General features: G+C 48.3%; 24 protein-coding genes. 15 read left to right on the forward strand and 9 right to left on the reverse strand.

What is annotated here, in order from left to right; translation table 11 throughout:
- Positions 1–8: 8 nt before the first annotated feature.
- The 10 genes from ccoO (at position 9) to ttcA (ending at position 8,637) form a co-directional block, all read left to right on the forward strand.
- On the forward strand, positions 9–629 hold the full coding sequence (ccoO, locus tag AC6R0S_RS14540; RefSeq protein WP_334555361.1) for a cytochrome-c oxidase, cbb3-type subunit II: 621 nt from the start codon (positions 9–11) through the stop codon (positions 627–629).
- Positions 630–644: 15 nt separating this feature from the next.
- The gene (locus AC6R0S_RS14545) at positions 645–821 is read left to right on the forward strand and encodes a cbb3-type cytochrome oxidase subunit 3 (protein ID WP_334555360.1); all 177 of its coding nucleotides are present in this window, start codon (positions 645–647) and stop codon (positions 819–821) included.
- Entirely contained in the window at positions 818–1,795 is a 978-nt protein-coding gene (gene ccoP, locus AC6R0S_RS14550; protein ID WP_500638210.1) for a cytochrome-c oxidase, cbb3-type subunit III, read from the forward strand. Before AC6R0S_RS14545 ends, ccoP begins: the two co-directional genes overlap by 4 nt.
- 104 nt (positions 1,796–1,899) lie before the next feature.
- The gene (locus AC6R0S_RS14555) at positions 1,900–2,379 is read left to right on the forward strand and encodes a FixH family protein (protein ID WP_500638211.1); all 480 of its coding nucleotides are present in this window, start codon (positions 1,900–1,902) and stop codon (positions 2,377–2,379) included.
- Between the two features lie 17 nt (positions 2,380–2,396).
- Positions 2,397–4,769, forward strand: a complete 2,373-nt coding sequence (locus AC6R0S_RS14560) for a heavy metal translocating P-type ATPase (protein WP_500627731.1) — start codon at positions 2,397–2,399, stop codon at positions 4,767–4,769.
- Entirely contained in the window at positions 4,770–4,937 is a 168-nt protein-coding gene (ccoS, locus tag AC6R0S_RS14565) for a cbb3-type cytochrome oxidase assembly protein CcoS (protein WP_334555356.1), read from the forward strand.
- Complete coding sequence (locus tag AC6R0S_RS14570) at positions 4,934–5,608, forward strand: sulfite exporter TauE/SafE family protein (protein ID WP_500638212.1); 675 nt, start codon at positions 4,934–4,936, stop codon at positions 5,606–5,608. Before ccoS ends, AC6R0S_RS14570 begins: the two co-directional genes overlap by 4 nt.
- An 88-nt stretch (positions 5,609–5,696) precedes the next feature.
- Positions 5,697–6,446, forward strand: a complete 750-nt coding sequence (fnr, locus tag AC6R0S_RS14575) for a fumarate/nitrate reduction transcriptional regulator Fnr (protein WP_334555354.1) — start codon at positions 5,697–5,699, stop codon at positions 6,444–6,446.
- A 130-nt stretch (positions 6,447–6,576) separates the two neighbouring features.
- Positions 6,577–7,524, forward strand: a complete 948-nt coding sequence (uspE, locus tag AC6R0S_RS14580; protein ID WP_334555353.1) for a universal stress protein UspE — start codon at positions 6,577–6,579, stop codon at positions 7,522–7,524.
- 180 nt (positions 7,525–7,704) lie between these two features.
- Positions 7,705–8,637 carry a tRNA 2-thiocytidine(32) synthetase TtcA gene (ttcA, locus tag AC6R0S_RS14585; RefSeq protein WP_500628126.1) on the forward strand — a complete coding sequence of 311 codons (933 nt, stop codon included), beginning with the start codon at positions 7,705–7,707 and terminating at the stop codon, positions 8,635–8,637.
- Between the two features lie 75 nt (positions 8,638–8,712).
- On the opposite strand, the gene AC6R0S_RS14590 is transcribed toward ttcA, so the two are convergent.
- From AC6R0S_RS14590 to AC6R0S_RS14600, 3 genes are read right to left on the reverse strand one after another with little or no spacing between them, the layout of a single operon-like run.
- The gene (locus AC6R0S_RS14590) at positions 8,713–9,372 is read right to left on the reverse strand and encodes a DUF2987 domain-containing protein (RefSeq protein WP_500638213.1); all 660 of its coding nucleotides are present in this window, start codon (positions 9,370–9,372) and stop codon (positions 8,713–8,715) included.
- Between the two features lie 9 nt (positions 9,373–9,381).
- Positions 9,382–10,197 carry a glucosaminidase domain-containing protein gene (locus AC6R0S_RS14595; RefSeq protein WP_500638214.1) on the reverse strand — a complete coding sequence of 272 codons (816 nt, stop codon included), beginning with the start codon at positions 10,195–10,197 and terminating at the stop codon, positions 9,382–9,384.
- Positions 10,190–10,993, reverse strand: a complete 804-nt coding sequence (locus AC6R0S_RS14600) for a DUF2189 domain-containing protein (RefSeq protein WP_487901958.1) — start codon at positions 10,991–10,993, stop codon at positions 10,190–10,192. The genes AC6R0S_RS14595 and AC6R0S_RS14600 overlap by 8 nt, the downstream gene beginning before the upstream one ends.
- 435 nt (positions 10,994–11,428) lie before the next feature.
- Here AC6R0S_RS14600 and potA point away from each other — a divergent pair, with 435 nt between their 5' ends.
- The 5 genes from potA to AC6R0S_RS14625 all read left to right on the forward strand — a co-directional run bounded on the left by potA (position 11,429) and on the right by AC6R0S_RS14625 (position 16,505).
- The gene (gene potA / locus AC6R0S_RS14605; RefSeq protein WP_500638296.1) at positions 11,429–12,553 is read left to right on the forward strand and encodes a spermidine/putrescine ABC transporter ATP-binding protein PotA; all 1,125 of its coding nucleotides are present in this window, start codon (positions 11,429–11,431) and stop codon (positions 12,551–12,553) included.
- The gene (potB, locus tag AC6R0S_RS14610; RefSeq protein WP_500638215.1) at positions 12,534–13,394 is read left to right on the forward strand and encodes a spermidine/putrescine ABC transporter permease PotB; all 861 of its coding nucleotides are present in this window, start codon (positions 12,534–12,536) and stop codon (positions 13,392–13,394) included. Before potA ends, potB begins: the two co-directional genes overlap by 20 nt.
- A complete protein-coding gene (gene potC / locus AC6R0S_RS14615; RefSeq protein WP_500638216.1) occupies positions 13,394–14,161 on the forward strand; it encodes a spermidine/putrescine ABC transporter permease PotC in 768 nt (255 codons plus the stop codon). Before potB ends, potC begins: the two co-directional genes overlap by 1 nt.
- 97 nt (positions 14,162–14,258) lie before the next feature.
- Positions 14,259–15,290, forward strand: a complete 1,032-nt coding sequence (locus AC6R0S_RS14620) for an extracellular solute-binding protein (RefSeq protein ID WP_500638217.1) — start codon at positions 14,259–14,261, stop codon at positions 15,288–15,290.
- Positions 15,291–15,467: 177 nt separating this feature from the next.
- On the forward strand, positions 15,468–16,505 hold the full coding sequence (locus AC6R0S_RS14625; protein WP_500627724.1) for an extracellular solute-binding protein: 1,038 nt from the start codon (positions 15,468–15,470) through the stop codon (positions 16,503–16,505).
- Between the two features lie 141 nt (positions 16,506–16,646).
- On the opposite strand, the gene cobB is transcribed toward AC6R0S_RS14625, so the two are convergent.
- From cobB to AC6R0S_RS14655, 6 genes are all read right to left on the reverse strand, one after another.
- Positions 16,647–17,384, reverse strand: a complete 738-nt coding sequence (gene cobB / locus AC6R0S_RS14630) for a Sir2 family NAD+-dependent deacetylase (RefSeq protein WP_500633374.1) — start codon at positions 17,382–17,384, stop codon at positions 16,647–16,649.
- A 179-nt stretch (positions 17,385–17,563) separates the two neighbouring features.
- Positions 17,564–18,784 carry an ammonium transporter gene (locus AC6R0S_RS14635; RefSeq protein WP_500638218.1) on the reverse strand — a complete coding sequence of 407 codons (1,221 nt, stop codon included), beginning with the start codon at positions 18,782–18,784 and terminating at the stop codon, positions 17,564–17,566.
- 313 nt (positions 18,785–19,097) lie between these two features.
- Positions 19,098–19,514 (reverse strand): hypothetical protein, encoded by a 417-nt coding sequence (locus tag AC6R0S_RS14640; RefSeq protein ID WP_500629824.1) that lies wholly within the window; start codon positions 19,512–19,514, stop codon positions 19,098–19,100.
- Positions 19,498–20,517 carry a formate dehydrogenase subunit gamma gene (locus tag AC6R0S_RS14645; RefSeq protein WP_500633372.1) on the reverse strand — a complete coding sequence of 340 codons (1,020 nt, stop codon included), beginning with the start codon at positions 20,515–20,517 and terminating at the stop codon, positions 19,498–19,500. Before AC6R0S_RS14645 ends, AC6R0S_RS14640 begins: the two co-directional genes overlap by 17 nt.
- Positions 20,518–20,531: 14 nt before the next feature.
- A complete protein-coding gene (gene fdh3B / locus AC6R0S_RS14650) occupies positions 20,532–21,140 on the reverse strand; it encodes a formate dehydrogenase FDH3 subunit beta (protein WP_334555341.1) in 609 nt (202 codons plus the stop codon).
- Positions 21,141–21,151: 11 nt separating this feature from the next.
- Positions 21,152–24,007 carry a formate dehydrogenase subunit alpha gene (locus AC6R0S_RS14655; RefSeq protein ID WP_500638219.1) on the reverse strand — a complete coding sequence of 952 codons (2,856 nt, stop codon included), beginning with the start codon at positions 24,005–24,007 and terminating at the stop codon, positions 21,152–21,154.
- Between the last annotated feature and the right edge of the window lie 3 nt (positions 24,008–24,010).

Below are 24,010 nucleotides of genomic sequence, written 5' to 3' on the forward strand. Positions count from 1 at the left end.
ATTAAAGAATGAGTTCAAATTCTAACAATCGCCACGAACTAGTAGAACGTAATGTCGGTTTGCTTGCGATCCTGATTGTGTTTGCCATCAGTTTGGGTGCGCTGGTAGAAATCACGCCACTGATTTTCCAAAAACAGACAACGGAGCCGGTTGAAAACTTGCGTCCCTATTCTGCGCTGGAACTCGAAGGTCGTGATATTTACATTCGCGAAGGTTGTAACGTGTGTCACAGCCAAATGATTCGTCCTTTCCGTTCGGAAACAGAGCGCTACGGTCACTACTCCGTCGCGGGCGAAAGCGTTTGGGAGCATCCGTTCTTATGGGGCTCTAAGCGTACAGGTCCAGATCTTGCGCGCGTTGGTGGCCGTTACTCTGACGAGTGGCACCGCGTTCACTTGATTGACCCACGCGAGTTGGTTCCTGAGTCAAACATGCCTGGTTTCCCATGGCTGGCTGACAATGAACTGGATGGTAAGGACACTGAGAAGAAACTGCGTATTTTCCGCGACCTATTCGGCGTGCCTTACACAGATGAACAAATCGCAAACGCGTCTAAAGATGTAGAAGGTAAAACAGAGATGGATGCCATCATTGCTTATCTTCAGTCTCTTGGTCACGCAATGAAGTAAATAAGGGGTGACGTAATGGATATCGGTACTATTCACAGTATTTGGACCATCGTTCTGTTCGTGAGCTTTATTGGAGTTGTGTGGTGGGCTTACGGCAAAAACCGTAAAGCTCGCTTCGAAGAAGATGCCAACCTTGTCTTTGCTGACGAGATTGAACAGCCCAAAAAAGAACAGGGAGTGACTAAGCAATGACGACGTTTTGGAGTCTTTGGATAATTATCATCACGGTCGGAACACTGGTCGGCTGTGCTGCACTACTTATCTGGTGTCTTAAAGACAAAATGGGCGTAGAGGAAGGCGCTGATATGGGCCATGAATACGATGGTATTCGTGAGCTTAACAATCCTCTACCTAAATGGTGGACCTACCTTTTCATTGGTACGTTCGTATTTGCAGCGATCTATTTAACGCTTTATCCAGGTCTTGGCAGCTTTAAAGGTGTCTTGGGCTGGCAGAGCTCAGATCAAACCGTTCGTTCGGTTGAAGAGTCAAAAGCGTCGATTGCCGCCTCTCAAGGGAACAAGCAGCTAGTACAATACGCCAAAGAGCTTGATGATGCAGATGCCTACTTTGGTGAAGCATTCAAGCGACTTGCGTATGTTGATGGCTCCTCTGATCTGCGCCCTATCCCTGCGATTGCAGCGGATGATGAAGCAGTAAAAGTGGGTCAGCGCCTGTTCTTACAAAACTGTTCGCAGTGTCACGGCTCTGACGCTCGCGGTCAAAAAGGATTCCCTAATTTGACTGACGACGCATGGCTATACGGTGGCGAGCCAGAAGCTATCGTGACCACCATCATGCAAGGCCGAATCGGTCAAATGCCTGCGTGGAAAGATGCGCTTGGCGAAGAAGGCGTGAAAGAAGTCGTGAGCTATACGCTGAGCTTGTCAGGTCGTAGCGTGAACGCGCGCGAAGCAGAATCGGGTAAAGTACGTTTTGCGGTTTGTGCGGCTTGTCATGGTACGGACGGTAAAGGTAACCCAGCTGTGGGTGCACCGGATCTGACTGACCAAGATTGGTTGTTCGGTGGCTCGCGTGCTGAAGTGACAGAGACGGTCATGAACGGCCGCTCAGGCGTAATGCCAGCTTGGAAAGACATACTAGGTGAAGACAAAGTGCAACTTGTCGCTGCCTATGTATGGAGCCTAAGCAACTCAGAACAATAAGTTACATTTCAATTCCAGCCCCATGCTGTCAACAGATGGTAATGGGGCTGTCTTTCCTTTACAGTTAAAGCCCTGATTTCATTTTATAAATTGAGAACTTTTTTATGGAAAAGCCTTGGTATAAGCAGTTTTGGCCGTGGTTTCTAATCATCCTTCCATCGATCGTGGTGGTGTGGACTATTATAACGGTCGTTATTTTCACTCAGAACTCGGTCGACCTGGTTACTGAGGATTACTATAAAAAAGGAAAAGGGATCAACGTTGATATTTCAAAGATTAACGTTGCAAAAGAGTTAGGACTCAGCGCTCAAGTCGTCTCTAACGAAAACGCTATCGTCATCACGCTTGATAAAGGCACTCTCGAACACTTCCCCGCAATCACCGCGATGTTTGCCCATCGCACACTGCCTGATCGCGATTTTAGCCGATTACTGACGTCTGACGCCAAAGGTCAATATCGCTTTGAGCTCGACGAGGCGCTGCAAGGCCCCTGGTTTATCGAACTGACCCCTCATGATGCACAATGGTTAATTCAAGGCCGCGTGACATTCCCTTCTGAGATGGCCATCCCTCTTTCCAACTAATTGATGTAAGCGTAGCTATGTGTAAATCGTGTTACCACTGTGGTGAAGAAGTACCAGACAACACGGATTATAAGGTGGAGATCCTCGGCGAATCTCGCGATATGTGTTGCCCAGGGTGTGAAACCGTCGCCCAAACGATTATTGATAGCGGGCTCGTGTCCTACTATCAATATCGAACAGCGCCTGCAGAAAAAGTCGAACTGGTTCCCGAGCAGCTCAAGGCACTCATTCACTATGACAACGAAGAGGTTCAATCGGAGTTTGTCAGAACCAATGAAGAACATGCAGAGGTGACATTGTCACTCGATGGTGTCTCTTGTGCGGCTTGTGCTTGGCTGATTGAGAAACAAGTTTCGACCCAATCTGGCGTTTTGTCTATTCGTGTCAACACCACGACCAATCGTGCGATACTCGCGTGGGATAAAAGCAAAACTCGACTCAGCGATCTTCTCTCGTCGATTCACCAATTGGGTTACAAAGCTGCGCCATTTGAAGCTGACCAGCAAGAAGCGGCTTACCATCAGCAAATGAAGCAGTACCTCTATCGGTTAGGTATAGCTGGCCTTGCGACCATGCAAGTCATGATGTTGGCAGTGGCGCTCTACCTTGAAGTGTTTGGCGATCTAGAACCCGAGTTTAAACACTACTTTCGCTGGGTAAGCCTTATTTTTGCCACACCGGTTATGCTCTACTCGGCGCTGCCCTTTTACCTAAATGCATGGCGTAGCTTACGCAGTAAAACTCTCGGCATGGATGTCCCCGTCTCTTTGGCGATGATTTTTGCCTACTTTGCCAGTTTGGTGGCGACCATTACAGAGCAAGGTGAAGTTTTCTTTGAATCCATTTCGATGTTTGCGTTTTTCCTTTTGGTTGGCCGCTTTCTTGAAATGCGCGCAAGACGCAAAGCCGCCGCTGCAAGTGGAAACCTGCTTAAATTAATACCTGCAATGGCCACCACGGTTCAAGGTGACCAAATTGCCGTCAGAAGCCTAAAACTTGGTGATCAAATCCGCGTGTTACCCGGTGAGCACATTCCTGCCGATGGCAAGATCATCAAAGGCCGAGTCCACATCGATGAGTCGATGTTAACGGGCGAATCCGTTCCTGTCGTGAAAAATGTCGAGGATTATGTGTACGCCGGTACCCTCAACGGCGAGGAAGCGTTTGAACTTGAGGTGACATCCAGCAAAGCGGACTCGATGATCTCGAAAATTGTACGCCTGCAAGATGAAGCACAGCTTGCGAAACCCAAAATCGCCGAGATAGCCGACGTCGTTGCGCGCTATTTTGTCGCGATTATTTTGGTGATTGCTGCGGTTACCTGGTTCTTTTGGCACCAAGCAAACCCAGACGATGCATTCTGGATCATGTTGTCAGTATTGGTCGCGACCTGTCCTTGCGCCCTCTCTCTCGCGACACCAACGGCGTTGACCTGCGCGACATCTCGCATGGGCAATTTTGGCATACTTCTGCGCAAAAGCCACGTGTTCGAAACGCTGTGTAAAGTGAACCATTTGATCATCGATAAAACCGGGACCTTAACGCATGGTGACATTGAAATTCGTCACGTGACGCTCCATGGAGATATCACTCGTGAAGAAGCGCTCTCTATGGCCGCAGCATTGGAGTCCCACGCCAATCATCCTCTGGCCCGTGCGTTTAAGCCTTATGCGGTTCAGAGCCTGGAGATTCAAGACATCGAGAACGTAATTGGTTCTGGTGTAACCGGTTCGATTGATGGTGCGATTGCGAAAATAGGCAGTGCCTCGTTTGTGATTGGTGAAGGGGCGAGTCCCTCACCTAACTGCATTTACTTATCACTGAATAACGAGCTAGTGGCCACCTTTGAATATCACGACCCGATTCGTAAGGACGCCAAGCCGTTTATTGAGCAGTTTCAGCAAGCGGGCATCAAAGTGACGCTGCTAACGGGTGATTCCCACACCAACGCGACATTGGTCGCCGAGCAAATTGGGATTGAGGATGTAGTCGCAGGAGCCAAGCCTCAAGACAAGCTCGAATTCTTAAACCACGTTGATGCGAATGACGTCACCATGATGATCGGGGATGGCATTAACGATGCCCCTACTCTCGCCGGCGCGCATCTGTCTGTCGCCATGGGTGGTGGTGCCGATGTTGCCAAAGCCTCAGCGGACATGGTGTTGCTTGGTGATCACTTGGAACGAATCCTTGATGCACGCAAACTCGCGCTGCAAACTCGAAAAATCATCCGTGAAAACCTCGCGTGGTCACTGGGCTATAACGTATTGATTTTGCCACTCGCTGTTGCCGGCTTGGTCGCGCCTTATTTTGCTGTGGTTGGTATGTCTGCAAGCTCAATTATTGTAGTATCGAACTCTCTGCGTTTGCTCAAAGAACAGGGTAAGTAAATGGAAAGCTTGTATATCTTAATCCCTATTGCCATCGTACTGGTTTGTGTTGCCGTAGCGGTGTTTCTGTGGGCAGTGAAAAGCGAGCAGTTTGAAGATCTCGAGCGTCAAGGTCACAACATTCTGTTTGACGAAGATGAGTCTGAGCAAAAGAAACGTGAGCCATGATGATTGATTGGTTCGGCGCGTTTGTTATCGGTCTTGTCGGGGCCGGACATTGTATGGGGATGTGTGGTGGTATCGCCTCAATGCTCACCATCGGGCAAACCTCGCCCTCTCGCTGGACGCCCGTTTATTACAATCTTGGTCGATTAATCAGTTACGCACTGCTTGGAGCCATCGTCGGCGGCGCAGTGGCGTCGTTGAGCAAACTGAGCCAAATAAATAGTGTCTTGATATGGCTTCGTTTGCTGGCGGCACTTTTCATGATTTTGCTGGCGTGTTACATCGGAAAATGGTGGCACGGACTGCTGCATATTGAAAAGCTGGGTCAGCAGCTTTGGCGTTATATCGCTCCAGCGGGCAAATCCCTACTGCCTTTACAATCCCCCTTGCACGCCCTTCCGTTTGGCATGGTCTGGGGATGGCTACCCTGCGGACTTGTCTACTCCACATTGACGTGGTCTGCGGTGTCTGGCAGCGCGCTAAACGGCGCCTTAGTCATGTTGATGTTTGGGCTGGGAACCCTACCCGCGATGCTGGCGGTTGGCATGGGGGCTGAGGCGCTTAAGCGGATTCAAAATTCTTCAGTATTTCGTCAAATTGTTGCGTTTATGCTGTTAATCTACGGCATTTTTACCGGATATGATGCAATATCGATTTTATTAATTAGTTTATAGATACCTGTTTTTATACATTTTTTTCCGCTACCTTTTGCCGCTAATGGGTGCTAAAATATTGATGTATATCAAATAGTGAAAGGTTGTTATGATTTCTGAAAAGCCTGCAACAAAGCGAATTCAGTCCGGTGGTTGTGCGATTCACTGTCAGGACTGTAGTATCAGTCAGCTTTGTATTCCGTTCACTTTGAACGAGTCCGAACTTGACCAGCTTGACCAAATTATCGAACGAAAGAAGCCTATCCAGAAAGGCCAAGAGCTATTTAAAGCGGGTGATGAGCTTAAATCTCTTTACGCAATTCGTTCAGGAACCATTAAGAGCTACACCATTACCGAGCAAGGCGATGAACAAATTACAGCCTTTCACCTCGCCGGTGACCTTGTAGGCTTTGATGCGATTACTGGTGATTGTCACCCAAGTTTCGCTCAAGCGCTTGAGACGTCGATGGTGTGTGAGATCCCTTATGAAATCTTGGACGACCTTTCAGGTAAAATGCCTAAGTTGCGTCAGCAAATCATGCGCCTGATGAGTAATGAAATCAAAGGCGACCAAGACATGATTCTCCTGCTCTCAAAGAAGAACGCAGAAGAGCGTCTCGCTGCTTTCCTATACAACCTTTCAACTCGTTTTTCGCAGCGCGGCTTTAGCCCTCGTGAGTTCCGTTTAACCATGACTCGTGGTGATATTGGTAACTATCTCGGATTGACGGTAGAGACAATCTCGCGTTTGCTAGGCCGTTTCCAAAAGTCTGAAATTCTCAGCGTGAAAGGGAAATACATCACCATCATCGACCACGATGCGCTGATGGATCTGGCGGGCGTTTCAAAAGAATCGTAATCAGTTCAATGATGTAGCTCTATTCTGAGCTACATCATACTTCTTCTACTTTCCGCATTGTTTTCCTAATACTCTCCTCAAAAGTAAGCTACATTAATCTTATAGCCCAACTCTACTCCAAGGAGTAATTATGAGCATTTACAATAAGATTTTAGTGGTTGCCGATATCAATAAAGAAGAACAACCCGCCCTTTCCAGAGCGATGCAGCTTGCCGCGCAGAGCCGTTCACCGAGTCGAGTGACGTTCTTTCTCTCTATCTATGACTTCTCTTATGACATGACCTCAATGCTCTCTTCTGATGAAAGAGATGCAATGCGCCGAGGTGTGATCGGTCAACGCGAGCAATGGATGCAAAAAGTCGCACAGCCCTATTTGAATGACAACGTGGAGTTTGAAGTCAAAGTGGTGTGGCACAACCGTCCATATGAAGCGATTATAGCCGAAGTCTTTTCTGGTGAACACGACATCGTTATTAAAGGTACACGCAAGCATGACGTCTTAGAATCGGTGATTTTCACCCCAACCGATTGGCATTTGCTGCGTAAATGCCCTTCTCCTGTGTTGCTGGTTAAAAACGAAACGTGGCCAGAGGACGCAAGTATTCTCGCCTCCGTGCACGTGGGTTCAGAAAATGACACACACATTGGGTTAAACGATGAAATGGTTGAGCAGCTAAAGAGTTTGTCTGAGCGATTAGGCGCACGTCCGCTGCTTGTTAACGCTTATCCAGTCACACCGGCCAACATTACTATTGAGTTACCAGAGTTTGACCCGACCACCTATACCGATGCTGTTCGCGGCCACCACTTAACAGCGATGAAAGCACTGAGACAAAAACATGGTTTTGATGAAGAGCAAACCATTGTAGAGCAAGGTTTGCCAGAGGACGTTATCCCAGACGCCGCTATAAAAGAGAATGCCGCTATGGTGATTATCGGTACCACTGGACGCACCGGACTCTCAGCGGTGTTTATCGGGAATACCGCTGAACATGTGATTGATAAGATCAATTGCGATGTACTCGCACTGAAACCCGCTGGTTATATCAGCCCACTCGATCCTAAAACAGCAATCTAATGGACTTGTTCTCCTTCAATAGCCTCACCCTTTGGTGAGGCTATTTTCTTTCCTCTCAAAAGACCGCGGTTTGGACCTCAAGCCGGTAAATTATTTTCTGCGCTAACGCTGGCATCTGAGTGATTTATCCGTATCATACGCACTTCATTTGGATTCATGATTGATTAAGACTGCAAGCTGATGACTGAGCAAACTCAAGAGCTAACTAAAGCTCAACAATACAACTTTAATAAGCTGCAAAAGCGTATCCGCCGCAACACCGGCCAAGCCATCCAAGACTTCAATATGATTGAAGACGGTGATCGCATTATGGTTTGCTTATCCGGCGGCAAAGACAGCTTTACTATGCTTGATATTTTGATGAGTTTACAAAAGAGTGCGCCAATCAATTTCCAATTGATTGCGGTCAACCTTGATCAAAAACAGCCTGGCTTCCCTGCACACATCCTGCCAGAGTATTTAGAGTCACTTGGTGTCGAATACAAAATTGTCGAAGAGGATACGTACTCTATCGTTCAAGATAAGATCCCTGAAGGCAAAACGACCTGTTCACTCTGTTCACGTTTGCGTCGTGGTATCTTGTATCGCACTGCAAAAGAGTTGGGCGCAACCAAGATTGCCCTTGGCCACCACCGCGATGACATTCTCGAAACACTCTTTTTGAATATGTTCCACGGCGGAAAAATGAAAGGCATGCCACCTAAATTGGTGTCGGATAACGGTGAGCACGTGGTGATTCGTCCGCTGGCGTACTGCCGTGAAAAAGACATCATCAAGTATGCAGATTTGCGCGGCTATCCAATTATCCCGTGTAACTTGTGCGGTTCACAGCCAAACTTGCAGCGCCAGAACATCAAACAGATGCTTAATGAGTGGGACAAACGCTTCCCTGGTCGAATCGAAAGCATGTTCCGCGCTATGCAAAATGTGGTACCTAGCCACTTGGCTGACTTTGAACTGTTCGATTTTAAATCCGTTGATAAAGACTCTGGTGTCATCAACGGTGGAGATATTGGCTTCGATAAAGAAGAGATCCCGACTCCAGAGCTTGATGAAGACGATCGTGTACAAGAGTTCGATCCTAGCCTTCAGCTCAATGTGACCAACTTGTAGTCAGGTTTAGTCGTCATAAAGAATAAGGGCCGCAGATGCGGCCCTTATTACGTTTAGGTAAAGACAAGTAGATGGCTATTTTGCCTTGGGTAAGTATGGCAACACTCGCGCAGTTTGGGTTGGGAGAGTCATCTTGCCCCCCTCACCAATCTCACTTAACGCCACTTGCACTTTGCCATCCACAATCGCTTTCTCTGAGCCATTGGAGAACTGAATCACACCATTGAGATCGTTGGGAAACTCCAACGTGACACCTTCTACATCTGGCGTGAACCAGCTAGCGAACATCCCTCCGAGATCGACAAGCATGGCATGCATTTGAGGAAGGAGCACCTCAACCTCTTGGTACGAGACCTCTCCTTCCATTGGCTGTTTGGTCATGACGACCATCGAGAAATCACAGCGCTGATCTTGCGGGGTGCGCACGAAAACCAATGGATTCGCAGAACGCAAATTGTTATCGAGTGGTACCAAAAGCTCATGGTACTGAGAGGACTTAAGCTCTTCGTAGTGCTGCTCTTTTTCCATCCAGGCTTTCTCAATCACGCAATTACGCTTCGTATCGGCATTGAGAAAAAAGAAGCCGATTTTAACGTCTTCATGTCCCTCTTTGGCGTTTTGCTTCATGTGGGTGTAAAGCTTGGTGTAGGTAAACATGTATTCTTGCGCTGCGACGGGCGTGCACGCTATCGCCGCTGCAAACCCAAGTCCTAGGGCTAACTTTAATCGAGTCATTATCGTTACTTATTGTTTTGTCAGGTTATCTTCCCAGAAGTCCTGATTATGCATGATCATCGTCTTGATGTCTTGGACATAGTCCTCACCGCGCTCAGAATAGCGCAGCAAGCCATTAGTTAAAGCGATAGCTGCTTCAGTGTCGGTAAGACTTTTATCTTTTACATGTCGTTGGTAACGGATCTCACGCAAGTCTTCATACGCGTGATTACGATTCACATTCATAAAATAGCCATGAATGGACTGCTGGACCGATTTAAACTTGGCAACTTCATGGCTCATATCATCGCCCCGCTTCAGCGGTACCACACCGCACCCTTCGGAGTAACACCATTGACCAAAGTAGTTGTTTGCCTTGCGGGCGAAACGCGACGTGCCCCAAGCTGACTCATTGGCGGCTTGAACCAACACCAGAGATTCCGGCAATACATCGACGCGATGCAACATAGTCTCAAGCCAAGCTTGATCAATGCCGCCTTCTGGAAGCTGGACGTTGTAACGTTCACCCAACTCAGAGGCGTATTGACGATCTTTGGCTGTTAACTGACCCTTTTGAAAACGACGTTGAATGATGTCTAAACGCGAACGCTCTTTTTTGACTCTCTGGTTTTCCAACTCGATACCCGGGCGTAGGTAGTCGAAGAACGCCTGTTTTTTCTCGGAGACATCATCAAAGCGAGTAAAATCTGGCGCTTTACCGACTTTCTTCGCTTGAGAATAGGAAACGCTCACCGCCTCTTCTCGATCCTGTTTCTCGTACTGGTAGTAACTGCAACTGGCAACCAGAGCTGCGATCACTAAAACAAGTAGTTCCGTCTTACGCATTGAAAATTTGTGGGTCGTTGTCATCATCATTCTCATCTGTAGGTTGTTCTTTGGTGACAATTTTTAGCTTAATACCAAACATATTGCGGTACACGATGCCTTTGACGTGGAAGAAAAACGGCAGCACAAAAATGAGGCCGATTCCGTAGAACATCACACCGACGATAAACAGCACCGTTACGACGGAATACAAACCCACTAGTGGGAAAAACTTCTTATTAACGGCGCGCAGCGACAACAGCAGCGATTGCATGGGCGGTACACGCTTCTCACAGATAAGGAGCATAGAGTTGCTAAACGCTAGCGACAAATACATAGAAACAAAGGGCAGAATCATTCCGGCCACGCCTTGAAGGAGCAGGCTAAACAGTGTCGCCATAATAACTGGAATGGTATGTTGTAGCCCTTTGAGCATGTGGCGGGGCTTGGTTGAGAGTCCAGCCGCGTGACTCATCGCCATTAAGCTGATCCCGGCATAAATCGGTGCACTGATCACTTCGTAACTAAAGTTGGCGACCATAATCGCACTGAAAATACTGGGGTCGAACTCTGCGGTACCTAAAATCGCATCGAAGATGATAGAAGGATTACCCAGTTGCAATTTTAGAGCGATATAAAAAATCGCCAGTTGCAACGCAATCAAGGCGATGATCGCCGGAGAGAAAGAGATGAAATGTTTCATGGTGTGCTGGCCCGCTTCTTTGAGCACATCCACCACCTTCAGCTCGTAATTTCCGGATAAGGCGCGCTCGATACTGCCGCCAAGGTTGAAGTCTTTTTCAAACTCACTCTTCATTGGAATTCCATCACTGGTCTGCCTGCCATGTTACGCTGGCACACTCACTTTTAGAGAAAAAATTAACATCATTATACTGAAACATCTCGCACTCTAAAATCAGAACCGTCATTGTTGCCAGTTTTATCAACGATTTGATTGATATTTGAACTTTTTGTGTTTTAAAGTGGGCAACAGGTTGAACAAATCACGGGTCGTAGTCTCGTCCACCCACGTTAGATAACGGGGGCTAGTTTCGTTAACAAACATACAGGTCAGACTTCATAAAAATTTTTTCACTTGGAGGCTGATAAATTGCTTTGATTTCACGATTTTGGTGATTATGATTCGCGCCTCTAACTTCACGTTATTTTATGCGCTTTCTCATTAGGGAAATGAATCAATACCCATAGTGATGGCTAGGTACAACGCTATGGTTCTGTTTAAGTAGGAGAAATACAGACGTTGAACAGCAAAAATACAGCAGAACAACCGGTTATACGCTTAGCCGGCATCAATAAAAGCTTCGATGGTAAAGAAATCATCGGTCACCTAAATCTCGATGTAAATCACGGTGAGTTTTTGACCATTTTAGGCCCTTCAGGCTGTGGTAAAACAACCGTATTACGTATGATTGCGGGCTTCGAGTCTGCAGATAACGGTGACATCATTCTTGATGGTCAAACTGTGACTCATGTTCCTGCTGAGCAGCGACACGTCAATACTGTTTTCCAGAGTTATGCCCTCTTCCCGCACATGACGGTGTTTGAGAACGTCGCGTTTGGTTTGCGTATGCAAAAAGTGCCGAGCCAAGATATTGAACCCCGAGTCCTTGAAGCGCTGCGCATGGTGCGCCTTGAAGAGATGGCGCAACGCAAGCCTCACCAGCTTTCCGGAGGCCAGCAGCAGCGCATAGCCATTGCACGCGCGGTGGTCAACAAACCCAAGGTATTGCTGTTAGACGAATCGTTGTCAGCGTTGGACTACAAACTGCGCAAGCAGATGCAAATTGAGCTTAAGCAGCTTCAGCGCAAACTGGGCATCACCTTCATCTTCGTCACCCACGACCAAGAGGAAGCGCTATCGATGTCGGACCGCATTATCGTGATGCGCGATGGCGTCATCGAGCAAGATGGCTCCCCACGTGAGATTTACGAAGAGCCGAAGAACCTATTCGTTGCGCGTTTTATCGGTGAAATTAACGTCTTTCATGCCACCATGATCGAGCGTTTGGACGACAAACGCGTGCGCGCCGAAATTGAAGGCGTCGATAGCGTTGTTTACTTCGAAGGTGAAGCTCAAGCCGGCGACAAGCTACAAGTGATGCTACGCCCTGAAGACTTACGTATCGAAGAGATCAAAGAGTCCGAGCAGCGTGGCATCGTTGGTCATGTCACTGAGCGTACCTATAAAGGGATGACGCTCGACTCCGTGATAGAACTTGAATCAGGTATGCGCGTCATGGTGAGTGAATTCTTCAATGAAGATGACCCGGATGTTGATCACTCTCTCGGTCAAAAAGTTGCCATCACTTGGGTGGAGAGCTGGGAGGTGGTGCTCAATGAAAGCGTCGAAGTTTAATCTTCAAAATGCGATCATCACACTGATTGTCGGCTGGTTAACACTATTTGTGCTGTTACCCAACCTGATGATCATTGGTACGAGTTTCCTTACGCGTGACGAAGCGAATCTCATCGATCTGACCTTTACTTTAGACAACTACGCGCGCTTATTCGACCCATTGTACGCCAAAGTACTGTGGCATTCGTTTTATATGGCGATCGTCGCCACCTTGATCTGCTTGGTGATTGGCTACCCTTTTGCCTACATCGTGGGAAAGATGCCGGCCAAGTGGCGCCCTATCATGCTGTTTTTGGTCATCGTTCCTTTTTGGACCAACTCGCTGATTCGTACTTATGGGCTAAAAATTGTCTTAGGTACTCAGGGTATTTTAAACAAATCATTGATGGCACTAGAACTTATCGATAAGCCACTACGCATTATGTACACCGAGAGCGCCGTGATGATTGGCCTTGTCTACATCTTGCTGCCGTTTATGATTCTGCCGTTGTATTCGGCGATTGAAAAATTAGACGATACCTACATTGAGGCGGCGAAAGATCTCGGTGCCAACAAACTGCAAATCTTCACGCGTGTCACCTTACCATTGACCATGCCGGGCATTATTGGTGGTTGCTTATTAGTTCTGCTGCCTGCACTCGGCATGTTCTATATCTCCGATTTGCTCGGTGGTGCGAAGAACTTGCTCATTGGTAACGTGATCAAAAGCCAAGTGCTCAATGCACGTGATTGGCCATTCGGCGCGGCAACCAGTATCGCATTGACCATTGCGATGGCGGTAATGTTGTACGCCTACTATCGGGCAGGAAAACTCTTGAATAAGAAAGTGGAGCTAAGCTGATGGGAAAAACAGTTAGATTTAGCTTTATGAGCGTTGTGTACGGCTTTTTGTACCTGCCTATCATCGTGCTGATCGTTAACTCATTCAATGCCAATAAATTCGGCATGAAGTGGGATGGTTTTACCACCAAGTGGTACGAAACCTTGGTCAACAATGACAGCCTAATGCAAGCTGCGTGGCACTCGATCAACGTGGCGGTGTTTTCCGCTACTGCCGCCACCGTGATTGGTAGCCTAACTGCGGTGGCGCTATTTCGCTATAACTTCAAAGGCAAAAACGCGGTGAATGGCATGCTGTTTGTTGTCATGATGTCACCGGATATCGTGATGGCGATTTCGCTGCTTGCCCTATTCTTGGTGCTAGGCGCCCAACTGGGCTTTTTCACTTTGTTGATCGCCCACATTACCTTCTGTCTGCCTTTTGTGGTTGTGACGGTATACAGCCGCTTAAACGGGTTTGATGTAAAAATGCTTGAGGCAGCAAAAGATCTGGGCGCGAGTGAGTGGACGATTTTAAGCAAAATCATCTTACCCTTGGCGAAGCCAGCGGTCGCTGCCGGTTGGCTGCTGAGCTTCACGCTATCACTGGACGATGTGATCATCAGTTCCTTTGTCACAGGGCCGACTTATGAAATTCTACCATTGAAGATCTATTCAATGGTGAAGGTGGGCATTTCACCAGAGGTGAATGCTATTGCAACCGTCATGTTGGTGGTGTCGTTGACACTGGTTATCCTCTCGCAATTGATTGCTCGCGAGAAGGACTGATACCCATGACTTTGTACGGGACGGCACTCACCGTCCTGTTTTTTATCGATAATGGCCAGTGTTGCTGGCCTGTACGTTTGGTTTGGAGCTAACGTCAATGAAAAAATGGGCAACTTTAATTACGGCAAGTGCATGCATGTTCTCTCTCTTTTCAGCGCAAACGCGTGCAGAAGACAAAGAATTAGTGTTTATGAACTGGGGGCCGTACATTAACAGCAGTTTGCTTGAGCAGTTCACCAGTGAAACCGGCATTAAAGTGATTTACTCGACGTATGAGTCGAATGAAACACTCTATGCCAAGCTAAAAACGCACAACCAAGGCTACGATTTAGTCGTCCCTTCTACCTACTTCGTCGCTAAAATGCGTGACGAAGGTATGTTGCAGAAAATTGATAAGAGCAAGCTGTCAAACTTTGCCAACTTGGACAAAAACTACCTCAACAAACCTTATGATCTAAACAACGAATACTCGATTCCACATGTAGTAGCGATCACAGGTCTGGCCGTAAATGAAGACATGTACGATACCAACGACTTTACCAGCTGGGCAGACCTATGGAACCCGGATTTGCAAGGTCAAGTCATGTTGATGGATGACACGCGTGAGGTGTTCCATATCGCTTTACGTAAACTGGGTTACTCAGGCAATACCACTGACCCAGAGCAAATCGACCAAGCGTACGCTGAACTGCAAAAGCTCATGCCAAACGTCTTAGTCTTTAACTCAGACAACCCAGCAGCGCCTTACTTATCGGGCGAAGTGGGTGTCGGCATGTTGTGGAATGGCAGTGCTGCCGCCGTGCAAAACGAAGGTCTCAACCTTAAACTGGTCTTTCCAAAAGAAGGAGGCATTGGTTGGGTCGATAACTTTGCTATCTCTTCCGGAGCGAAAAACGTAGAAGCCGCGCATAAGATGATCGATTTCTTACTACGCCCTGAAATCGCTGAACAAATCTCGCGTGATACCGGTTATTTGACCGCTGTAGCAGAGTCTAATGCCAAGTTTAAAGATGTGGCGCCGCTCTTCCCATCGCAAGAGGATCTTGACCGAGTAGAATGGCAAGATGCGGTTGGTGACATGACGGTTAAGTACGAAGACTACTTTATGAAGTTGAAAGCGGGTCAATAACCGTTTAACAGACGAAAAAGAACAAAATAGGTAGCGGATGCTGCCTATTTTTTTGTTTGGCTGATATACTTTTCGCGTATGGTTTATCTTGTCGATAAATATTATTACTCACTGCACTATCAATAAGATACGTCAGGAACGATGGATCTTGATGGCGCACCAAAAAACGGAAATACAATGAAAAGTAAATTCTATGCAAGCGCCTTGTGCGCAGCGACACTTATCGCTTCCCCTGCTATGGCTGCTGATCAAGAACTCTATTTCTACAACTGGTCGGAATACATTCCGTCTGAAGTTCTTGAAGACTTTACAAAAGAAACTGGGATCAAAGTGATCTACTCAACCTACGAGTCTAACGAAAGCATGTACGCCAAGTTAAAGACTCAAGGCTCAGGTTATGACCTGGTAGTACCGTCTACCTATTTTGTGTCGAAGATGCGTAAGGAAGGCATGCTTCAACAAATCGATAAAACACAGTTGTCGCACTTTGCCGATCTCGACAGTAATTTCTTGAACAAACCTTTTGACCCAAGCAACAATTACTCGATTCCCTACATTTGGGGCGCGACGGGGATTGGCATCAACTCTGATATGCTAGACCGCTCAACTGTCACCAAGTGGGACGACTTTTGGGATACCAAGTGGGAAGGCCAACTCATGCTGATGGACGATTCGCGTGAGGTATTCCACATCGCCTTAACCAAACTCGGTTACTCACCCAACACCACCAACCCTGACGAAATTGAAGCGGCGTATCAAGAGCTGAAAAAACTGATGCCTAATGTGTTGGTATTTAACTCTGACTTCCCTGCTAACCCCTACCTTGCCGGTGAAGTCTCGCTGGGTATGCTCTGGAATGGGTCTGCCTACATGGCTCGTCAAGAGGGCGCATCCATCGACATCATTTGGCCAGAAAAAGGCGCCATTTTTTGGATGGACAGCTTAGCTATTCCAGCAGAAGCGAAAAACATCGAAGCCGCGCACAAGATGATCGATTTCCTACTGCGTCCTGAGAACGCAGCGAAAATTGCCGTTGAAATCGGCTACCCGACCCCCGTCGCCACCGCGCACGACTTGCTGCCCGAAGATTTTGCCAACGATCCAAGCATCTTCCCACCACAAGAGGTGATGGAAAGCGGCACATGGCAAGATGAGGTGGGTGAAGCCAGCGTGCTTTACGATGAGTACTTCCAAAAACTCAAAGTGAACAACTAGTCCACGAATGACTCACTCATATCGATAATCCATTGTCGATAAGAGTATCAAAGTAAAACGGCCACGCAATGTGGCCGTTGTTGTATTTAACTGCTCACTTTAATCGTTGAAAGTGAGTCGTTTGAGCTCCTGTCGCGCCAGTTATGCATGTTTGCGTGATGGTGTCTGTAGCGACAAAATTTCATCCACAAGTTTCGGCACCTCAATACTTGCTTTACCGTAGCGTTTTTCTTCAAACTCACTCTCGATAGCGCTGGGCTCAAGATTGATTTCAATCGAATGGGCACCGTGCATTCTTGCATCATGAACAAATCCTGCGGCGGGATACACCACACCGGAAGTGCCGATGGATATAAACAGATCCGACTTTTCCAACGCTTCATAGATGTCGCCCATGCGCAGCGGCATTTCGCCAAACCACACAACGTGGGGGCGCATCTGTGACGGGATTTGACAACAGTGACATAAATCACCGGTGTGAATCGGCCCCTGTTCATCGACTACTTGATTGGAGACGCTGCAACGCGCTTTCAGTAGCTCGCCATGCATATGAATGACATTGGTACTGCCACCGCGCTCATGTAAGTTATCGATATTTTGCGTAATGATGGTGACACTGCCTTCCAACTCTTGCTCTAGCCTACCTAATGCGAGATGGGCGGCGTTAGGTTTAATCGAATCATCTTGGAGTTTGAGACGACGTTGATTGTAAAACTCTTGCACTAAGTCTGGGTTGCGCGCGAATCCTTCTGGCGTTGCGACATCTTCAATACGGTGGTTTTCCCAAAGGCCATCTTGAGCGCGAAAGGTCTTAATACCAGATTCAGCGGAGATACCTGCGCCAGTCAAAATAACGACGTTGCGGTACGGAAACTTCATAGGTCTTCCTTTATTGGTTTTCTTCCTTTGCTGTTAGCTTAGCACTTCATCAATAACAACAATAGGAATAAGGATTAGACCATAGTCGAAGCGTTTTAAACGAGGTGTGGTTTCTGTGATGGATGATCAAAAACGGGGCGCCTAATCACGCCCCGAGTTCGTTGGATACTGCGCTTTGATCAGTCTTCGTTGGTCGAAGAGATCTTGTGAATCGCCAAATCGGCGCCATTAAACTCATCTTCCTCGGACAAGCGTAATCCGGTCACACTATTGATGATGCCGTAGACAAGCATTGCGCCTACGACCGCAATCACGATACCAGCGATGGTGCCAAGCACTTGAACCGTCAAGCTCACGCCGCCTAAGCCACCGAGTGCCGTTTGGCCAAAGATTCCAGCCGCAACACCACCCCACGCGCCACAAACGCCGTGCAGAGGCCATACGCCGAGCACATCATCGATCTTGGTTTTGTTTTGTAGATAGGTAAAGAGGTAAACGAACAACGCGCCAGCCACCGCACCAGTGACAAGCGCGCCAATCGGATGCATCAGATCGGAACCGGCACACACAGCAACCAAACCTGCGAGTGGTCCATTGTGAATAAAGCCTGGGTCATTTTTACCCGCAATTAAGGCCGCCACAATACCCCCGACCATCGCCATCAGTGAATTCATCGCCACTAGGCCGCTGATGCCTTCCAGCGTTTGTGCAGACATCACGTTAAAACCAAACCAGCCGACACATAGAATCCATGCACCAAGTGCCAAAAATGGGATATTTGAAGGCGCGAAGTTGGTGTGCTTACCTGCACGAATACGGCCATTACGCATACCTAGAAACAGCACGGCAACCAAGGCTATCCAACCGCCCACGCCATGCACAACGACAGAGCCTGCAAAGTCATGGAAGCCATAACCAAATTGATTTTCAAACCAAGCTTGAACGCCGTAGTTGCCGTTCCAAATCATACCTTCAAAAATTGGGTAGACCAGACCGACGGTAAAGAACGTCGCAATCAGTACCGGATAGAATCGTGCACGCTCAGCAATGCCGCCTGAGACAATCGCTGGTATCGCCGCCGCAAAGGTGAGAAGGAAGAAGAACTTCACCAGTTCATAGCCATTGCCTTGCGATAGGGTTTGCGCATCGGCAAAGAAGTTCACCCCATAGGCAAGCCAGTAACCAAAGAAAAAGTAAGCGAGGGCTGAAATGCCGAAATCAGCGAGGATCTTGACCAGTGCATTGACTTGGTTTTTGTGGCGCACCGTCCCTACTTCGAGAAAAGCAAAGCCCGCGTGCATCAAAAACACCATGATTGCACCAAGCAGCAAAAAAAGGGTATCTGAACTCTGTGTCAGGGTTTGAACGGCTCCGTGTACCTGACTTACATCTAGGCTCATTATTGTCTGTCTCCATGTAGCGCACTTTTTATGTGCGTCGGTTATTTTCCATTCACCAAATTAGTGAAAAATGAATCAGGAAAGCCAGTAAACAATATCTGTGCCAGTATTGAGCAATATGTCAGAGTAAAAATAAGGCATTGATTTTATGTGGATAATAATTCTCAAGCTTGAAGGGAGAGCGACTAAAAGTGAGAGAGATTTAAACCAATGGCACCAACTTGGTGATAACGCACCAATTTAATGCACCCACCAAATCAATAAAGCGCCCCATATTGGAGCGCTATCAATATATGTGAATGCCACGTTACCGTTAGAGGTTGGGCCCTTTGGAGAAGTGAAACGGTTGATTCTGGCGAAGCAATCGCATGCCCTGTGCCATACGCACAAACCAGACTGCAATGGCCACTAAGCCTAAAGCAAAACCGATGTATGGAATCGCATGAGCCATCGAATCTATCCACTGGCTTTTATACCAGTAGTCGTTCACCCCTTTAAGCAAGCCATTGGATGTCGCGACGGTGATGATCAAGACCACAAAATAGGTCAAATTAAGGAAAAAGGTTCTGATCAATCCATAGTAGTGTGAATCCACCACCTGTCCATCTTCACCTTTATCGAGTCGATAACCCGCGTACACAATGGCGATCACCCCTGAAATCAAACAGGTAAAGGGAGTGAAGCAACTCAGGATATAGGCGACCCAAATTCCTTTATGCGTTTGGTTCATGCTTATCTCCTTTGTTGCCCTCGGGCGTTTTTGCCATGACTTCCTCGTACCACAAATCATGGTGCTCTTTCGCCCAAGTTTCGTCGACTTCACCCGTGACCATGCCCTCTAGTGCGCCCTCCATACCAAACAGACCGATATAGATGTGGAAGACAAAACCACAAATCAAAATCAGCGCCGCTAAGCCGTGCACGAGATTAGAAAGCTCCATATCGCGGCGAGTTTGACCGAATATTGGGAAATCCAGTACCAACCCGCTAAACGCAACCACGGTGCCCACCACGATCAAGAGCCAAAACAGCGCCTTCTCCCCCGCATTTGAAAACTCTGCGGACGGATGGCTACCTTTGTGTTTGCCCACCATGCCACCCAGTTTGAAGAACCAAACCAGATCCACCTTTTTAAACACCGACTTTCGCCACCACTTAACGAGGATGCACAGCAGCAAGAGATAAAAAATAGGGCCAATGTAGTTGTGATACTGCTTCGCAGTGATGATCACCCAGCCCCATAGCTCACTCGGAATATACGGCTTAAGAAAATGCTTGCCGTAAACCAACATCAAGCCACTAAACGCCAATGTCAGAAAGGTAAAAGCCATACTCCAGTGCAGTGCGCGGTCTAGGCGCGACCAGCGTTTGATCTTTCTGCCTGTACGCGGTGCACTCAACTTAATTGGCCCCATCACTAAGTAGACCAAGGTCACCATCGCAATACTGCCAAATATCGCCACTGCGCCTGCGGGCGACATCCACTTTTCTTTGAGGATGTACCAGGTTTGCCCTGGGGCACTGATCAGAACGCCATGCTCAGGAAACTGCGAGGTTGTATACCCCGCCTCGCCTTCGCGCACTTGGCGCCAATAATCGGCGCCGGCTAGTTGGGTCATCTCACTTTGTGCCACGTTTGTCTCTTGCTCCGCGTGCACGGGCAGAGATACGGCCCACCATGCCGCCATTACTGACAGCATGGTGACCCAAACACGTTTAAAAATAGAACTCATTCTACTCTCCGTGCTCAGCTCTTAGTGGCATCAAAGGCGAGATCATGACCATCGGTCCAACCAGCCCCTTTTGCCCCCCGTTCAACCACACGTTGGCGGAAAATGTCAGATACTTTCTCTGCATCGCCCGCCAGCAGTGCTTTGGTTGAACACAATGACGCACACATCGGCAACTTACCTTCCGCAATGCGGTTAGCCCCGTACTTTTGACGCTCTTCTGGCGAGCCTGGCTCTGTTTCCGGTCCGCCTGCACAGAAGGTGCATTTGTCCATTTTGCCACGTTCACCAAACGCTTCCTGTTTTGGAAACTGCGGTGCACCAAATGGGCAAGCAAACAAACAGTAGCCGCAACCAATGCAGAGATCTTTGTTGTGCAGCACGATGCCATCTTCAGTGTGTTCAAAACAATCGGCGGGACACACTGCCATACATGGTGCATCGGTACAGTGCATGCACGCCACCGAAATCGAGTTTTCACCCGGTTCACCATCATTGAGGGTCACAACGCGGCGGCGCTGTATGCCCCACTCTAATGCGTCATCGTTTTCGTTTTTACATGCCGTGACACAGCCGTTACATTCGATGCAGCGTTTGGTGTCACATAGGAATTTCATTCTAGCCATGGGGTAACTCCTTACGCTTTGCGAATGTTACAGAGGGTGACTTTGGTTTCCTGCATTTGCGTCACAGGGTCATAACCGTATGTCGTGGCAATGTTGGCAGACTCACCAATCACATAAGGATCAGAGCCTTCAGGGTAACGACTGCGCAGATCTTCGCCTTGGAATTTGCCGCCAAAGTGGAAAGGAATGAACGCCATACCCGGGCGAACTCGGCGCGTTACCATGGCTTTAACATTGATTCGCCCTTTCTCAGCCCCTTCAACCCAAACCATATCGCCATCTTTAAAGCCGAGATCGTTGGCATCTTTCGGGTTCACCTCAACAAACATCTCTTGTTGCAGCTCTGCCAACCAAGGGTTTGAGCGCGTTTCATCACCGCCACCTTCGTACTCGACCAAGCGACCGGAGGTCAAAATAATCGGGTACTCACCGGATTTATCTTGGTCTTGAATGGATTTGTAGAGCGTCGGCAATCGGTAAATCGATTCACTGTCATGCCAAGTTGGGTAATCGGCAACAAGATCACGACGAGGTGTGTAAAGTGGCTCGCGGTGCAGCGGCACGCGATCTGGGAAGGTCCAGACAATCGCTCGTGCTTTCGCATTACCAAATGGAATACATCCGTGGGCGATGGTCACACGTTGAATGCCGCCAGAGAGATCGGTTTTCCAGTTTTTGCCCTCTGCGGCGGCTTTCTCAGCTTCCGTGAGATCGTCCCACCAGCCGAGCGATTTCAGCAACTTGTCACTGAACTCAGGGTAACCATCTTGGATCTCAGAGCCTTTCGAATAGCTGTCTTCTGCCAATAGGTTTTTGCCCTCAAATTCAACCCCGTAACGGGCGCGGAAGTTACCGCCACCTTGTGCCACTGGCTTGGAGGTATCGTATAGGATGTGTGTGCCAGGGTGCTTCATCTCTGGCGTTCCCCAACATGGCCAAGGCAGTCCGTAGGTTTCACCGTGGATCGGGCCGCCTTCTGCTTCCAATGTGGTTTTGTGGAAGGTGTGCCAGTTTTGTTGGTGCGCCTTCAATCGCTCAGGGCTTTGTCCTGTGTAGCCAATGGTCCACATCCCTTTGTTGAATTCACGCGTGATGTCTTCAATCACAGGCTGATTGTTTTCGACCCGAATGTGTTTAAACAGTTGATCGGCAATACCCAGTTTCTGACTCAATAAATAGATGATTTCATGATCCGGTTTGGATTCAAACAAGGGCTCAACCACTTTATCGCGCCACTGAATTGAGCGGTTTGACGCAGTAACGCTACCATAGGTCTCAAATTGCGTTGTGGCAGGCAGCAGATAGACGCCATCGGTGCGATCGTTCATCACGGCTGCGACGGTTGGGTATGGATCGACAATCACCATCATGTCGAGCTTTTTCATCGCCTGACGCATCTCTACACCACGGGTCTGAGAGTTGACCGCGTGTCCCCAGTAGAACATGGCGCGAATGTTGTCGTTTTGCTCGATGTTCTCTTTGTTTTCCAGTACACCATCAATCCAGCGTGATACTGGGATACCCATGTTATTCATCGGTTTCTGACCGCGATACTCGTTTTGATCGAAGCGATTCTTCACCCAGTCAAAATCCAGATCCCATACGCGCGCCCAATGTTGCCATGCTCCATCAGCGAGACCGTAATACCCGGGAAGAGTGTGCGACAAAACGCCAAGGTCCGTCGCACCTTGCACGTTATCGTGCCCGCGGAAAATGTTAGCGCCGCCGCCCGACTTACCCATATTACCCAGTGCCAGCTCTAATACGCAGTAAGCACGTGTGTTGTTGTTACCTGTGGTGTGTTGAGTCCCGCCCATACACCAAACCACGCAGCCAGGTCGATTTTCTGAGAGCAGTTTCGCTGTCTGATAAACATCCGCTTCACTGACGCCTGTTACACGTTCTACTTCGGCTGGCGTCCATTTGGCGACTTCCTGACGGATTTCGTCCATACCAAACACGCGTTGACGAATGAACTCTTTATCTTCCCACTGATTAGCGAACACGTGCCATAAGATGCCCCAAATAAAAGCAACGTCCGAGCCCGGTCGTAGAGAAACGTAGTGATCCGACTTCGCTGCGGTGCGCGTTCTACGCGGGTCAGCGACGACAATCTTACAGTTGTTCTTCTCTTTGGCGATCAGGATGTGCTGCATCGCCACAGGATGCGCTTCTGCTGGGTTAGAGCCAATAAACAACATCGACTTACAGTTGTGCATATCATTGAACGAGTTGGTCATCGCGCCGTAGCCCCAAGTATTGGCTACACCGGCGACCGTCGTTGAGTGACAAATACGCGCTTGGTGGTCGACGTTGTTGGTTCCCCACAACGACGCCATTTTACGGAACATGTAAGCTTGTTCGTTATTGTGCTTGGCGCTGCCAAGGAAATAGACCGAATCTGGGCCCGACTGCTCTCTAATAGACAAGCACTGATCACCAATTTCGTTGATCGCTTGCTCCCATGACAACTTCTTCCATTTGCCATATTCAAGCTTCATTGGGTACTTTAAGCGGCACTCACCATGACCGTGCTCTCGAAGCGCTGCCCCTTTTGCGCAGTGACCGCCTGCGTTAAACGGGTGATCGAACGCAGGCTCTTGCCCTGTCCATACGCCGTTTTGCACTTCGGCGTAAATACCGCAACCCACAGAGCAGTGCGAACAAATCGTGCGTTTTACTTCGGTTTTCGCCTCAGGATCAACCGCTTTCGCTTCGGCTTTTTTCATCATTCCCGGGGTGAAGAGACACGCACCCGCCACTGCACCTCCTGCGGCGAGCGAGCTATTTTTCATAAAGGCGCGACGCGAAATACCCAGCGGATTATTTTGCTGGCTGACCGTATCGGAGCGTTTGGTTAGTTTCATCGT

Source organism: Vibrio sp. R15-SG3-ISO1B (assembly GCF_059833835.1).